The organism is Pseudomonas sp. FP2300 (genome assembly GCF_030687595.1).
Classification (GTDB): Bacteria; Pseudomonadota; Gammaproteobacteria; order Pseudomonadales; family Pseudomonadaceae; genus Aquipseudomonas; species Aquipseudomonas bijieensis.
Genome location: NZ_CP117440.1, coordinates 6,075,596 through 6,089,672, shown reverse-complemented (window position 1 = coordinate 6,089,672; position 14,077 = coordinate 6,075,596). Strand labels below are relative to the sequence as shown.

Below are 14,077 nucleotides of genomic sequence, written 5' to 3'. Positions count from 1 at the left end.
GTTCTCGAGGAGGACTCCATGTTTACCGGCATCATCGAATCCATCGGCAGCATCCGCGCACTGACCCCCAAGGGCGGCGATGTGCGGGTCTACGTCGAAACCGGCAAGCTCGACCTGAGCGACGTCAAGTTGGGCGACAGCATTGCGGTCAACGGCGTGTGCCTGACTGCCGTCGAGTTGCCGGGCAACGGTTTCCTGGCGGATGTCAGCCGCGAAACCCTCGACTGCACCGCCATGAACGACCTCAAGAGTGGTAGCCCGGTCAACCTGGAAAAAGCCCTGACGCCGACCACCCGCTTGGGCGGCCACTTGGTCAGCGGCCACGTCGATGGCGTCGGCGAAGTGGTTTCGCGCACCGATAACGCCCGGGCCGTGGAGTTTCGCATCCGCGCGCCCAAGGAACTGGCCAAGTACATCGCCCACAAAGGCTCGATCACCGTCGACGGCACCAGCCTGACGGTCAATGCGGTGGATGGCGCCGAGTTCCTGCTGACGATCATTCCCCATACCCTGAGCGAAACCATCATGGCTTCGTACCGGCCGGGGCGACGGGTCAACCTGGAAGTCGACTTGCTGGCCCGGTACCTGGAGCGCCTGCTGTTGGGCGAAAAGGCCGCAGAGCCTGCAGCCGGTAATATCACTGAAAGCTTTCTGGCCGCCAACGGCTACCTCAAATCCTGACCCAAGGGGGTGCCGCGTGGCGCTCAATAGCATCGAAGAACTGGTTGAAGACATCCGCCAAGGCAAGATGGTCATCCTCATGGATGACGAAGACCGCGAGAACGAAGGCGACCTGATCATGGCCGCCGAGTGCTGCAAGGCCGAACACATCAACTTCATGGCCAAGCATGCCCGCGGGTTGATCTGCATGCCGATGACCCGCGAGCGCTGCGAGCTGCTGAAGTTGCCGCTGATGGCGCCGCGCAACGGCTCGGGCTTCGGCACCAAGTTCACCGTGTCCATCGAGGCCGCCGAAGGCGTGACCACCGGGATCTCCGCCGCTGACCGCGCGCGCACCGTGCAGGCCGCTGCCGCCCGGGACGCCAAGGCCGAAGACATCGTCAGCCCCGGCCACATCTTCCCGCTGATGGCCCAGGCTGGCGGCACCCTGGCCCGCGCCGGCCACACCGAAGCCGCGTGCGACCTGGCGCGCATGGCCGGTTTCGAGCCCAGCGGTGTGATCTGCGAAGTGATGAACGACGACGGCACCATGTCCCGTCGCGCGGAGCTGGAAACCTTTGCCGCCGAACACAACATCAAGATCGGTACCATCGCCGACCTGATCCACTACCGGATGATCCACGAACGTACCGTTCAGCGGATTGCCGAACAGCCCCTGGACAGCGAACTGGGCCAGTTCAACCTGGTGACCTACCGCGACTCGGTGGAAGGCGACGTACACATGGCGCTGACCCTGGGCACCGTGTGTGCCGAAGAACCGACCCTGGTGCGCGTGCACAACATGGACCCACTGCGCGACCTGCTGATGGTCAAGCAACCCGGCCGCTGGAGCCTGCGGGCCGCCATGGCCGCGGTGGCCGAGGCCGGCAGTGGCGTGGTATTGCTGCTCGGACACCCGCTCGATGGCGACGTGCTGCTGGCGCACATCCGTGAAACCGGCGACCAGGCAGCGGTGAAAAAACCGACCACCTACAGCATCGTCGGTGCCGGTTCGCAGATCCTTCGTGACCTGGGCGTGCGTAAAATGCGCCTGATGAGCGCACCGATGAAATTTAATGCGATATCCGGTTTCGATCTGGAAGTTGTAGAATACGTGCCCTCCGAATAATAGCCCGGAGATTTCGGCATTGTTGTTCACTTAAGGCTTGTTAGATTCATTGTGGCGAGGGAGCTTGCTCCCGCTTGGGTGCGAAGCACCCACAACAGGGCCGCTGCGCAGCCCGGCGGGAGCAAGCTCCCTCGCCACAAAAGCTTGAAAGTGAACGACATGGCGGGATTTGCGATGCTGTATTCGTGGCTAATATCACTGAAGGAGCGCGTATAGAACGCGCTCTGGCTCTTTAAGAGATCTGACGAATGACCCTGAAGACCATCGAAGGTACCTTCATCGCCCCTAAAGGCCGCTACGCTCTGGTAGTGGGCCGCTTCAACAGTTTCGTGGTCGAGAGCCTGGTTGGCGGTGCGGTCGATGCCCTGGTTCGCCATGGCGTGAGCGAAAGCGACATCACCATCATCCGTGCCCCTGGCGCCTTCGAGATTCCGCTGGTTGCGCAGAAAGTCGCTCAAAAGGGCGAATATGCGGCAATCATCGCCCTGGGCGCGGTCATTCGTGGCGGTACTCCGCACTTCGAATACGTGGCCGGCGAATGCACCAAGGGCCTGGCCCAGGTGTCCATGGAGTTCGGCGTGCCAGTCGCCTTCGGCGTTCTGACCGTTGATTCCATCGAGCAAGCCATCGAACGTTCCGGCACCAAGGCCGGTAACAAAGGTGCCGAAGCTGCCTTGTCCGCCCTGGAAATGGTCAGCCTGCTGGCGCAGTTGGAGGCCAAGTGATTAGCGACGAAAGCGATCGTTTCAACCCGCGCGATCCCAAGCCAGCCGATGCCGGCAAGCCGTCGAAAAGCGCCAAGCGTCGCGAAGCCCGTCAGCTCGCGACCCAGGCGCTGTATCAATGGCACATGGCCAAGCAATCGCTGAACGAGATCGAAGCGCAGTTTCGGGTCGATAACGATTTCAGTGATGTCGACGGTGCTTACTTCCGCGAGATCCTGCACGGGGTCCCGCAGTTCAAGACCGAAATCGACACCGCGCTCACGCCATGCCTGGACCTGACCATCGAAGAGCTGGACCCGGTCGAACTGGCGGTCCTGCGCCTGTCCACCTGGGAACTGCTCAAGCGCGTCGACGTCCCGTACCGCGTGGTGATCAACGAAGGGATCGAGTTGGCGAAAGTCTTCGGTTCCACCGATGGCCACAAGTTCGTCAACGGTGTGCTCGACAAACTCGCCCCGCGTCTGCGTGAAGCTGAAGTGAAGGCGTTCAAGCGCTGATTGGCGCTTGCAGCGACGCTATGGGCGAATTTGAGCTGATCCGTAATTACTTCGCCGCCGCGCCCTGCGCGCAAGGCGGCGAGGGCGTTGCGCTGGGGATCGGCGACGACTGCGCCTTGCTGGCCGTTCCTCCCGGGGAACAGCTGGCGGTGTCCACCGACACACTCGTGGCCGGCGTGCATTTCCCAGACCCGTGCGACCCGTTCCTGCTCGGCCAGCGCTCGCTGGCCGTGGCGGTCAGTGACCTGGCTGCCATGGGCGCCACCCCTGTTGCATTTACCCTTGCCCTGACCTTGCCGACGGTGACCGCCGATTGGCTGCAAGCCTATGCCCGCGGTTTGAACCAGATGGCCCGGGCCTGTGGTGTGGCGCTGGTGGGCGGAGATACCACGCGTGGACCACTGAGCCTGACCATGACCGTGTTCGGTCGCGTGCCGTCCGGCCAGGCCTTGACCCGTAGCGGCGCGCAGCCTGGCGATTGGCTGTGTGTCGGCGGTGAGCTGGGCAATGCCGCCGGTGCATTGCCGCTGGTACTCGGCCAGCGTAGCGCCGAACCTGTCGTCGCCGAGCCACTGCTGGCCCATTACTGGTCACCATGTCCGCAGATCGACCTGGGCCTGGCGCTACGTGGCAAGGCCAGCGCGGCGATGGATATTTCCGACGGCCTGCTGGCCGATTGCGGGCATATCGCCCTGGCGTCCGGGGTGGCCTTACAGGTTGAACGCGATCGACTGCCGCTGTCCAACGCTCTAGTAGCCTTTCTGGGCCGCACGGATGCCGCCCACGCGGCCCTGAGCGGCGGTGATGACTACGTGCTGCTGTTCACCGTGGCACCGGGCCGATTGGCGGCATTACAGGCCGAGGGCTTGCCGATCCACGTGATCGGTCGCGTACTGGCCGGGCAAGGCGTCACGCTGGTCGACAACACCGGGCAGGACATCACCCCGCAAATCCGCGGCTATCAACATTTTCGGGAGACACCGTGACAGATCATCCCAACCAGGTCCCGGCGGAGTTCGTTCCGCCTTCGGTCTGGCGCAATCCCTGGCATTTCCTGGCATTTGGCTTCGGTTCGGGTACTTTGCCTAAAGCCCCTGGCACCTGGGGCTCGCTGGTTGCGCTACCCTTCATACCGTTGTGGCAGATGTTGCCGGATTGGGGCTATTGGCTGATGCTGGGCATCACCATGCTGTTTGGCTTCTGGCTGTGTGGCAAAGTGGCGGACGATTTGCGGGTGCACGACCATGAAGGCATTGTCTGGGATGAAATGGTCGGCATGTGGATCACCTTGTGGCTGGTACCGGAAGGCTGGTACTGGTTGCTGACGGGTTTTCTGGTGTTCCGTTTCTTCGATATTCTCAAGCCGTGGCCCATTCGCTGGATCGACCGGCATGTGCACGGCGGTGTCGGTATCATGCTCGATGATGTGTTGGCCGGGGTTTTCGCCTGGCTGGCAATGCAAGGATTGGTGTGGTGTTTCACCTGAAGGAGCTGGGCATGGGCGTAAGTCGCGCACTGTTGCTGTTGCTGTGTCTGGGAGCCTGTGTGGGGGTGGGGGTTGCCGAGTCGGCGTCGCTTCCCGACAAGGTCCGCGCAGCCAGCGAGGAGTGGGCCGATTACACCCAGGCCGACGGCCAGGGCATGGGCTGGGACATCTTGCGCGCGGTGTTCGAGCCAGAAGGCGTCAAGCTGGAGATCCGCAGCGTGCCCTACACCCGTTCGATCGGGTTGGTGCAGCGTGGTGAGGTCGACGTGCAGGTCGGCGCCTATCGGGATGAGTCCGAAGGCGTGCTTTATCCCAAGTGGCACTACGACGTCGATCACATCTATGCCCTGGGGCTGGCGTCCAAGCCAACGCCGACCCTGGCGACGATTGGTAACTATCGACTGGTATGGATGCGCGGCTACGAATACAACAACTACCTGCCCAACATCCGCCGTTTCAACGAAATCCACCGGGCGGTGGGGATCTTGCCCATGCTGATTCATGAACGAGCGGATTTCTACATCGATGCATCGATGGAAATCGAAGAAGTGCTCGCCAAGGCCGACGATCCCAAGCAGTTCAAACTCTCACCGCTGATCAATTTGCCGCTGTACCTGGGCTTTGCCAACACCGCAAACGGAAAGGCGCTGCTTGATCTGTTCGACCGGCGCATGGAGGTACTGGTGAAAACTGGCCAGCTCAAACCGATTTTCGAACGTTGGAAGCAACCCTATCCTTTCGACGAGAATGGCAAGCCACCGAAGCCGTAATCAAACTTTTCGATGGTTATGGCCGACAATTCAGCCTAAGCGTCGGTCGGGACGTGCTGTTACAATGCCCGCCTCTGCGAAACTCCAGTACTAGATCAGGAGCACACCGGTGCCTGTCGTTTTTGTTGCCGCTTCCAAGCTGCCGACGCCTTTTGCGCAATTCACCATGCATGGTTTTCTCGATGAAGCCACCGGCCGCGAGCACGTTGTGCTGAGCCTGGGTGATTTCGCCGACGGCAGCCCGGTACTGGGTCGCCTGCACTCCGAATGCCTGACGGGCGACGCCCTGTTCAGCCAGCGCTGCGATTGCGGTTCGCAACTCGAAGCCGCGCTGCAAGCCATCGCCCGTGAAGGCCGTGGTGTGTTGCTGTACCTGCGCCAGGAAGGGCGTGGGATTGGCTTGTTGAACAAGATCCGCGCCTATGAACTTCAAGATGGCGGCGCCGATACCGTCGAAGCCAACGAGCGCCTGGGCTTTGCCGCCGACCTGCGTGACTACAGCATCTGCCTGCCGATGCTCCAACACCTGGGTGTGAAGTCCTTGCGGCTGATGACTAACAACCCGCGCAAGGTCAAGGCACTGACCGACATGGGCATCGTGGTCGCCGAGCGTGTGCCGCTGCACACCGGCCATAATCCGCATAACAAACTCTATCTGGCGACCAAGGCCAGCAAGCTCGACCACATGATGGGCAACGAGCACCAGGGCGAGGTTGACCGGGCGTGACGCGTGGCCAGGTTCGGCGGCGACTGGCCGTCAGTTGGTGGAAATACCTGGCACTGGCCTTGGTACCGCTGTTCGTGATCAACCTGGTGTTTGGCCAGGGCGAAGCGATCCTGCCGGTGTTGGCGATGCCGCTGTTCATTGCTGGCGTGGCGTCGATGTTCGTCAGCCTGCGATTCTTCGGGCCTTATAAACACGCCTTGGTTGCAACCCAGAAAGCCCTCGATACACCGGAAGAACCCCAGGCCTGGATTGCTCTGGCGGCTCGCCGTCGTGCAGCCTTTCTTGTCGCGGGGCTGCCAGCCTGGATCGGCGCCCTTGCCGTGTTCGTGGGCCTGGAGGCGGTGCCGCTGATGTTGCTGGCCTTGTCCTCCACGGTACTGTTCTACCTGTATCGCATCCCGCGTCAGCTCGGCTGATGAGCCGCTGGCTGGCGGTCCTGCTGCTGGCCGTCAGTGCCTCGACGGTGGCGGCCCCGCGTGTCGTCAGCCTGGCACCGTCACTCTCGGAAATCGTCGTTGAACTGGAGTCCGCTGACCTGCTCGTGGGCGTGCTGGATGGCGGTGACCGTCCGCCGATGCTGCAAGACCTGCCCTCGGTCGGCCGTTACGGGCAACTGGACATGGAGCACCTGCTCAGCCTCAAGCCCGATCTGCTCCTGCTCTGGCCCGGCAGCGTTGGCCCGGCCCAGCGCCAGCAGCTCAAGGGCCTGGGCATTCCCCTCTATATCGCTGACCCCCACAGTCTCGACCAACTCATCACGCAAATCGAAGCCATCGCCATGCAGCTCGGCCGCCCGGAGCGGGGTGTGCAGCGAGCGGCGCAGTTGCGCGTGCGTCTTGAGGAACTGCGCCAGCGTTACCGGCGCGCCACGCCATTGCCGGTGTTCTATCAGGTCTGGGATCGGCCGCTGTACACCATCGGTGGTGGGCAGATCATCAGCGATGCGCTGGCGGTGTGCGGGGCGCGGAACGTCTTCGCCGACCTGAGCGTGCCGGCGCCGCAGGTGAGCGTGGAGTCGGTGCTGCAGCGCAATCCGCAGGTCATCCTCGCCACCGAGCAGGCGCAGCTTGATGCCTGGAAAGCCTGGCCGCAGTTGCCGGCGGTGACGCAGGGGCGGTTGTTGTTAGTGCGTGACAAGGGGCTGGAGCGGCCCAGTGGGCAGATGATCGAGGCGACGGCACGGTTGTGTGAGTTGATTGCGCCGGACAGGTAGACCGCGGTGTCTGCAATCGCGAGCAGGCTCGCTCCCACCGTTGATCGACGGCGGATACAAAATCCGAATTCACCAAAAATCCCCTGTGGGAGCGAGCCTGCTCGCGATGAGGCCAGCGCAAACTTCACAAGTCTCGGATCAGATATCCGGTGTCCAAGTCACCCCAAACAACCAGGCCTGCCCATCTTCCCGATACCCATACTGCTGACCATCATGGCTATACAGCGCCCGGCTGTAACCCTTGTCCAGCAGGTTATCCACCTTCATCTCCAGCTTCACTTCCCGGGTCAACGCCCAACTGCCGCGCAACCCGAGCAAGGCATAACCGCCCAGGGCATTGCGGTTGTTCTCGTCGTCGTAGCTGCCGCTCACCGCTTGCCAGGTGGCACCCAGGCCCAGGCGGTCGAATTGCCGATCCAGGTCCAGGCTCAAGGTCCGCCGGGCGCGGCGGGCGAGGGTGTGGCCGCTGTCGCGGTCGCGCGGGTCGATGATGGCCAGGCCCAGGTTGCTCTGCCAGCCGAACAAGTCCTGCAGGTAGGCCATCTCAAACCCGTTGATCCGCGCCGAGGCGACGTTCTGCGGGCGTGAGTTGCTGCCAAAGATGATCGCGTCTTCCAGGTCCGTGCGGTACAGCGAGGTCTCCAGGCGAGCGCTGTCGCTCAGTTGGCTGCGCCATTGCAACTCGTAGCTTTTGGCCGTCTCGGGTTTCAGGTCCGGGTTGCTGTAGTCCGGGTAGTACAGGTCGTTGAAGGTCGGCGCGCGGAAGCTTTCGCTGTAGGTCAGCAACATGTCGTTGTCCGGGTTGATCGGCAGGGTGAGCGTGCCGCTCCAACTGTTTTGGCCGCCAAACTGCTGGTTCTGGTCGCGACGCAGGCCCAGTTCGGTGGAGAAGGTTTCGGCCTGGAAGCGGTGCTGGATGAACGCTGCACGGTTCCAACGGCTGTCTTCGTCGAACGGCGTGCTGCTGTTGACCCGGTCCTGATACCAGTCGCCGCCGACGATCAGGCTGCTGCGCTCGTCCAGCTTCACGTCGTTCTGCCAGGTCCCGGAATCGCGGTAGGTGTTGAATACCTCGCGGACGTCGCTGAGCTTGTCGAAGGTTTTCTCGCGGTTTTCGCTGTGGCCCAGTTCCAGGCGCGATTTCCAGGTGTCGTTGAGCCGTCCGTCCACATAGGTGCTGAAGCTGCTCACCGCAAACTCGCTATGGGGTTGCTGGGGCAGGGATTCGAAGGTGGTCGGGTCGAAGCGGCCGAACGGGTTGTCGTATTCGCTTTTGCCGCGGTTATCCAACAGGTTCAAGCCAACTTCCAGGTCATCGCTGGCGGCATGGCTCAGGCTGAGGCTGAAGGACTGGTTGCGGTTGGCGTCCTCGTCGCGGTCGCTGGCGTAGGACTCGTGGGTTCGATTATCGCCGGCGCTGTCGTCGAGGCTGGCCCCGAGATTGAAGCGCGTCTGCTCATCGTCACCGGACAGGCCCAGGCTGCGCTCCCAGGTCTGTTGGCTGCCGAAGCCCAGGTGCAGGCGTGGTTGCAGGCCTTGTTCGTTGCCGCGACGGGTGAAAATCTGGATCACCCCGCCCACCGCATCGGCGCCGTAGATCACCGAGCGCGAGCCGCGCAGCACTTCCACCCGTTCTATCTGGTGGATGTTCAGGCGTTGCAGGTTGCTGTCGCCGGAGGTGGCGTTGCCGATGCGCTGGCCGTCCACCAGCACCAGGCTCTGGGCCGATTTGGTGCCGCGAATGTAGATCCCTGGCAGGCTACCGCGCCCACCCAACGGCGCCACCTGCACTCCCGGCACGCGGCTGAGCAGGTCAGTGACGCTGGCTGGTTGCAGGCGCTCGATGTCGTCGCGGGTGAACACCGTGTTGGCGGCGCTGCTGTCGTTGCGGGCCTCGACCTGGCGGTTGGCACTGATCACGATGTCGGGCAGCTTCAGGGCTTGGTCGCGTTCGAAGGTGTCGGCCAGCAGATCAGGGGTGGGGAGCAGGGAAAGAGTGAGGGCTAGGCGCAGTTTCATGGGTGTTCCGTGACTACTTGGTCCGCACAAAACCAATGTGGGAGCGAGCCTGCTCGCGATAGCAGTGTGTCAGGCAATACAGATGCCGACTGGTCTACCGCTATCGCGAGCAGGCTCGCTCCCACAGGAGGATATGCGTGGTCTGAAAATTACAGGCCCAGCAGTTGCAACCGCTGGCGCACCGACGTTTCGATCCCGGCCTCATCCAACCCACACTCAGCCAGCATCTGCGCCGGCTTGGCATGTTCGACATAGCTGTCCGGCAAGCCCAGGTGCAGCATCGACTTGAGGATGTTCTCCCGGGCCAGGAATTCGCTGACCGCCGCACCGGCGCCGCCCATGATGGCGTTTTCCTCAATGGTCACCAGCAACTCATGATTGGCCGCGAGCTCGCGCACCAAGGCTTCGTCCAGAGGTTTGACGAAACGCATGTCCACCACGGTGGCGTTCAGGGTTTGTGCGACTTTCAAGGCTTCGGCCAGTTGTACGCCGAACACCAGCAGTGCGGTTTGCTTGCCTTGGCGGCGGATTACGCCCTTGCCGATCTCGATCGGCTCCAGGTCGGCTTCGATCGTTGCGTTCGGGCCGGTGCCACGAGGGTAGCGCACCGCCGCCGGGCCATTGAACTGGTGCCCGGTGGTGAGCATCTTGCGCAGCTCGTTTTCATCGCTCGGGGTCATCACCAGCATGCCGGGGATGCAGCGCAGGAACGACAGGTCGAAACTGCCAGCATGGGTCGGGCCGTCTTCGCCCACCAGGCCGGCGCGGTCGATGGCGAACAGCACGTCGAGGTTCTGCACCGCGACGTCATGGATCAACTGGTCATAGGCGCGTTGCAGGAACGTCGAATAGATCGCCACCACTGGTTTGGCGCCTTCGCAGGCCATGCCGGCGGCGAGGGTCACGGCGTGCTGCTCGGCAATCGCCACGTCGAAATAGCGCTGTGGATAGCGTTCGCTGAACGCCACCAGGTCCGAGCCTTCCTTCATCGCCGGGGTGATGCCCACCAGGCGCGGGTCGGCGGCGGCCATGTCGCACAGCCATTGGCCGAACACGCCGGAATACTTCGGTCCGCCGGCCTTTTTCGGCGCGGCCGCCGGGGCGTCCAGGGGTTCGAGCTTGGTGATGGCGTGGTAACCGATCGGGTCGACTTCCGCCGGGGCGAAGCCTTTGCCTTTCTTGGTGACCACGTGCAGGAATTGCGGGCCCTTGAGGTCGCGCATGTTGCGCAGGGTGGCGATCAACGTGGGCAGGTCGTGGCCGTCGATGGGGCCGATGTAGTTCCAGCCCAGCTCTTCGAACAGCGTGCCGGGAACCAGCATGCCCTTGGCGTATTCTTCGGTACGGCGGGCGATTTCCCAGGCACCGGGCAGGCGTGACAGTACTTTCTTGCTGCCTTCGCGCATGCTGGCGTAAGTGCGGCTGGAGAGGATCTTCGCCAGGTAGTTGGACAGCCCGCCGACATTGCGCGAGATCGACATGTCGTTGTCGTTGAGGATCACCAGCATGTTGGCGTTGACTTCCGGCGCGTGGTTCAGCGCTTCGAAGGCCATGCCCGCCGTCAGAGCGCCGTCGCCGATCACGGCAATGGCCTTGCGCTCGCTGTTTTGCAGGCGGGCGGCAATCGCCATGCCCAGGGCGGCGCTGATGGACGTGCTGGAGTGGCCGACGCCAAAGGTGTCGTATTCGCTCTCGGAGCGACGCGGGAAGGCGGCGATGCCGTCCTTCTGGCGCAGGGTGCCCATGCGCTGGCGACGCCCGGTGAGGATCTTGTGCGGGTAGGCCTGGTGCCCGACGTCCCATACCAGCCGGTCGTCCGGGGTATCGAACACGTAATGCAATGCGATCGTCAGCTCGATGACGCCCAGGCCCGCGCCGAAGTGCCCACCGGTCTGGCCGACCGTGTAGAGCAATTCCAGGCGCAACTCATCGGCCAGGGTTTCCAGCTCGGCTTCACCCAGGCGACGCAGGCCGTCCGGCGTGTTGGCGCGGTCCAGCAGGGGCGTGGTCGGGCGCTTGCGGGGAATCTCTTGGAACGTCGTGGGCATCAGGCGAATCGTTATAGGTATAGAAAGAGGCGGCAGTTTACCTTATGCATCGCAAGCTGCCCACGCGTTGGCCGGAACTTGGCCGATACGCAGTCTAAAGGGGTTGACCCCGTATCAACTGCGGCGTTCGACGATATATCGCGCCAAGTCACGTAACGGTTCGGCCGCCGCGTCAAAGGGTCGCAGCGCGGCCAGGGCCTGGTCACGCAACTCCAGGGCATAGGCCTTGGCGGCGTCGAGGCCGAGCAGGGCCGGGTAGGTCGGCTTGTCGCGGGCGATGTCGGCGCCCTGGCGTTTGCCCAGGGTCTGGGTATCGCTTTCGACGTCGAGGATGTCGTCCTGCACCTGGAACGCCAGGCCAATGGCCCGGGCGTAGGTCTGCAAGGCTTGTAGCTGTGCGGGTGCGGCTCGACCGCTGGCGAGGGCGCCGAGTTTGACGCTGGCCTCGATCAAGGCGCCGGTCTTGTGCCGGTGCATGTATTCCAGCGCGCTCTGGTCCAGCTTCAAGCCCACCGAGCCGAGGTCGATGGCCTGGCCGCCGACCATTCCGGCGGGGCCGGCCGCCAGCGCCAGGGCAGTGACCATGTCCAGGCGAGTCTGCGCCGGGCAATCGCTCAGGGCCGGGTCCAGCAGGGCGCTGAAGGCCAGGCTCTGCAAGCCGTCGCCAGCCAGGATCGCGCAGGCTTCGTCGAATTTTTTGTGGGTGGTTGGCTGGCCGCGACGCAGGTCATCGTCGTCCATGGCCGGCAAGTCATCGTGAACCAGCGAATACGCGTGGATCAGCTCCACCGCGCAGGCCGCGCCATTGGCCTGCTCGGCCTGGCCGCCCAGGGCTTCGCACGCGGCATAGGCCAACAATGGACGCACGCGCTTGCCGCCGTTCATCACGCTGTAGCGCATGGCTTCGTACAGGCGCGCCAGTTCCGGGCTTGGAGCGCTGAACAAACTATCCAGTGCAGCATTGACCCGGGCCTGGCTGCTGGCTTGATAGGCGCCGATCATTCAGGCTGGTCCGCGTCGAAAGGCTCTTCGGTCAGCTCGCCATCACGCTCGAGCAGCAATTGCACCTTCTGCTCGGCCTGGGCCAGCGCCGCCTGGCAGTCGCGAGTCAAGCCGATGCCTTGCTCGAAGGCGGTCAGCGAGTCTTCCAGCGACAATTCGCCGTTCTCCAGGCGCTCGACCAGCGTTTGCAGGTCGGCCAGGGATTGTTCGAAATCCAGTGCAGCTTTTTTGCGGGCCATGGCGGCTATTCCGGTTGACTGTTAAACCGGCGCGACACTAGCAGACATGGGGTTTTGGGGCAAATCAGGGCGGGGTGAATCGAAGCGCAACGGATGAGCTGATACAGGCTACGGCCGACCGGCTTTTGTGGCGAGGGAGCTTGCTCCCGCTGGGCTGCGAAGCAGACCCAAACCTGCAAAGACTTTGCGACTGCTGCGCAGTCGAGCGGGAGCAAGCTCCCTCGCCACAAGGTGTTCCGTCGGCTTGTCGGGTATTCAGTTGGCTGGATAGTTGATTCGGTACCGCGTGCTGCGCCCTCCGCCAGGCATTCGCTCCAGGCAGCCTTTCTCCAGCAGTTCCGTCAGATGCCGGGTGGCCGTCGCCTTGGAGACCTTGGCCACGGCCTGGTATTGAGCAGCGCTGATCCCGTGCTCAAAGCCTTTTTCACCGCCATCGAGCAACCGATTCAGCACTTTGGTCTGTTCAGGCGTGAGTGCCGAAGCGCGATGGGCTTGCCAGAACCGCGTCTTACCCAACACGCTTTCGATCTGCGTCATCGCTTTGTGCAGGCTGCGTAACAGGGTCTGCAGGAACCAGGTCAACCAGGCCGTGATATCCAGTGTGGCTTTCTGACTGCTTTCGAGGATTCGGTAATAGCCGGCGCGGTCTTCCAGGATACTCACCGACATGGCATAGAAACGGATCGCTTGGGCTTCGCCCTGGGCCAGTGCGAGGTCGGTCAGGGTACGGGTGAGGCGACCATTGCCATCGTCGAACGGATGCAGGGTGACAAACCAGAAGTGAGCAATACCGGCACGCAACAACGGATCGAGCTCGGCCTGATGACGACTGGCCTCGAACCAGTCGACGAACGTTTGCAATTGCTGTTCAAGGCCCTGGCGAGGCGGCGCCTCGAAGTGAACGGTAGGTCGGTCCAGTCGGCCTGAGACCACTTGCATCGGTTCGGCACCGCGCAACGCACCTACGCGGATCTGCCGATGGGCAAGGTCGCTCGCTTGATCAGGAAACAACCACTCGTGCCATTCCAGCAAGCGCTCGATGGTCAGGGGCTGGTTGAAGTGCCGGGTCGCGTCCAGCAACAGGTTCGCCAAGCCTTCGCTGCGTTGGCTGACCGGCGTGTCATCGACTTGTTCGAGGCCCAGGCGCCGGGCCAGGGAAGAGCGCACCGAGCCGACATTCAATTGCTCTCCTTCGATAGCCGAGGAGGTCACGATGTTTTGCAGCAAGGCATCCAGTTCGTTCTGGACGCTGATCGAAGTCGTGACCGCGCCGGTCATGCCGAGCAATTGACCCTGGGCCTGCACGCATTCGCGCAGCAGCGGTGCCAATGCTTCAGCTTGCCAGTGAAAACCGGGCCAGTCGGGCTGTTGCCAGATCCAATGGAATGCCATGCGCCTGTCCAAAGATGAATGAGCCGAATAATAACGCTATTCGGCTCATTTTGTGAGCCGAATAGATCTTCTATTCGGCTCTCGCAACCCTCAGTACGTGATTTCCCACACAGAATCGCGCGTTCCCCGATTGTTAATAATCCGCCGAATCGCTAACCTTCGCGCCATCT

The 14,077-nt window shown here is 62.7% G+C and carries 15 protein-coding genes; 10 read left to right on the top strand and 5 right to left on the bottom strand.

The window, feature by feature from the left end; translation table 11 throughout:
- Window positions 1–18: 18 nt before the first annotated feature.
- The 10 genes from PSH86_RS27100 (at window position 19) to PSH86_RS27055 (ending at window position 7,207) form a co-directional block, all read left to right on the top strand.
- Window positions 19–681 (top strand): riboflavin synthase, encoded by a 663-nt coding sequence (locus PSH86_RS27100; protein WP_109756437.1) that lies wholly within the window; start codon window positions 19–21, stop codon window positions 679–681.
- A gap of 16 nt (window positions 682–697) precedes the next feature.
- A complete protein-coding gene (ribBA, locus tag PSH86_RS27095; RefSeq protein WP_003206026.1) occupies window positions 698–1,789 on the top strand; it encodes a bifunctional 3,4-dihydroxy-2-butanone-4-phosphate synthase/GTP cyclohydrolase II in 1,092 nt (363 codons plus the stop codon).
- 248 nt (window positions 1,790–2,037) lie between these two features.
- The gene (ribE, locus tag PSH86_RS27090; protein WP_003206025.1) at window positions 2,038–2,514 is read left to right on the top strand and encodes a 6,7-dimethyl-8-ribityllumazine synthase; all 477 of its coding nucleotides are present in this window, start codon (window positions 2,038–2,040) and stop codon (window positions 2,512–2,514) included.
- Window positions 2,511–3,011, top strand: a complete 501-nt coding sequence (nusB, locus tag PSH86_RS27085) for a transcription antitermination factor NusB (RefSeq protein WP_057713127.1) — start codon at window positions 2,511–2,513, stop codon at window positions 3,009–3,011. The genes ribE and nusB overlap by 4 nt, the downstream gene beginning before the upstream one ends.
- A gap of 20 nt (window positions 3,012–3,031) precedes the next feature.
- On the top strand, window positions 3,032–3,997 hold the full coding sequence (gene thiL, locus PSH86_RS27080) for a thiamine-phosphate kinase (protein ID WP_109756439.1): 966 nt from the start codon (window positions 3,032–3,034) through the stop codon (window positions 3,995–3,997).
- Complete coding sequence (locus tag PSH86_RS27075; protein ID WP_053125805.1) at window positions 3,994–4,497, top strand: phosphatidylglycerophosphatase A; 504 nt, start codon at window positions 3,994–3,996, stop codon at window positions 4,495–4,497. The genes thiL and PSH86_RS27075 overlap by 4 nt, the downstream gene beginning before the upstream one ends.
- Before the next feature lie 11 nt (window positions 4,498–4,508).
- A complete protein-coding gene (locus PSH86_RS27070) occupies window positions 4,509–5,267 on the top strand; it encodes an ABC transporter substrate-binding protein (RefSeq protein ID WP_109756440.1) in 759 nt (252 codons plus the stop codon).
- Between the two features lie 109 nt (window positions 5,268–5,376).
- Window positions 5,377–5,994, top strand: coding sequence for a GTP cyclohydrolase II (gene ribA / locus PSH86_RS27065; protein ID WP_109756441.1), 618 nt, complete (start codon window positions 5,377–5,379; stop codon window positions 5,992–5,994).
- Entirely contained in the window at window positions 5,991–6,410 is a 420-nt protein-coding gene (locus tag PSH86_RS27060; RefSeq protein WP_109756442.1) for an MFS transporter, read from the top strand. Before ribA ends, PSH86_RS27060 begins: the two co-directional genes overlap by 4 nt.
- Window positions 6,410–7,207: a cobalamin-binding protein gene (locus PSH86_RS27055; protein ID WP_305486156.1), complete on the top strand. Its 798-nt coding sequence runs from the start codon at window positions 6,410–6,412 to the stop codon at window positions 7,205–7,207. Before PSH86_RS27060 ends, PSH86_RS27055 begins: the two co-directional genes overlap by 1 nt.
- Before the next feature lie 138 nt (window positions 7,208–7,345).
- Here PSH86_RS27055 and PSH86_RS27050 read toward each other — a convergent pair whose 3' ends face one another.
- The 5 genes from PSH86_RS27050 to PSH86_RS27030 all read right to left on the bottom strand — a co-directional run bounded on the left by PSH86_RS27050 (window position 7,346) and on the right by PSH86_RS27030 (window position 13,907).
- The gene (locus PSH86_RS27050; RefSeq protein WP_305486153.1) at window positions 7,346–9,226 is read right to left on the bottom strand and encodes a TonB-dependent receptor domain-containing protein; all 1,881 of its coding nucleotides are present in this window, start codon (window positions 9,224–9,226) and stop codon (window positions 7,346–7,348) included.
- Between the two features lie 149 nt (window positions 9,227–9,375).
- Complete coding sequence (gene dxs, locus PSH86_RS27045; protein ID WP_305486150.1) at window positions 9,376–11,274, bottom strand: 1-deoxy-D-xylulose-5-phosphate synthase; 1,899 nt, start codon at window positions 11,272–11,274, stop codon at window positions 9,376–9,378.
- 114 nt (window positions 11,275–11,388) lie between these two features.
- Window positions 11,389–12,276, bottom strand: a complete 888-nt coding sequence (gene ispA / locus PSH86_RS27040; RefSeq protein WP_116833566.1) for a (2E,6E)-farnesyl diphosphate synthase — start codon at window positions 12,274–12,276, stop codon at window positions 11,389–11,391.
- Complete coding sequence (locus tag PSH86_RS27035; protein ID WP_047229733.1) at window positions 12,273–12,515, bottom strand: exodeoxyribonuclease VII small subunit; 243 nt, start codon at window positions 12,513–12,515, stop codon at window positions 12,273–12,275. The genes ispA and PSH86_RS27035 overlap by 4 nt, the downstream gene beginning before the upstream one ends.
- Window positions 12,516–12,770: 255 nt before the next feature.
- A complete protein-coding gene (locus PSH86_RS27030; RefSeq protein WP_305486145.1) occupies window positions 12,771–13,907 on the bottom strand; it encodes a Fic family protein in 1,137 nt (378 codons plus the stop codon).
- Window positions 13,908–14,077: the final 170 nt, after the last annotated feature.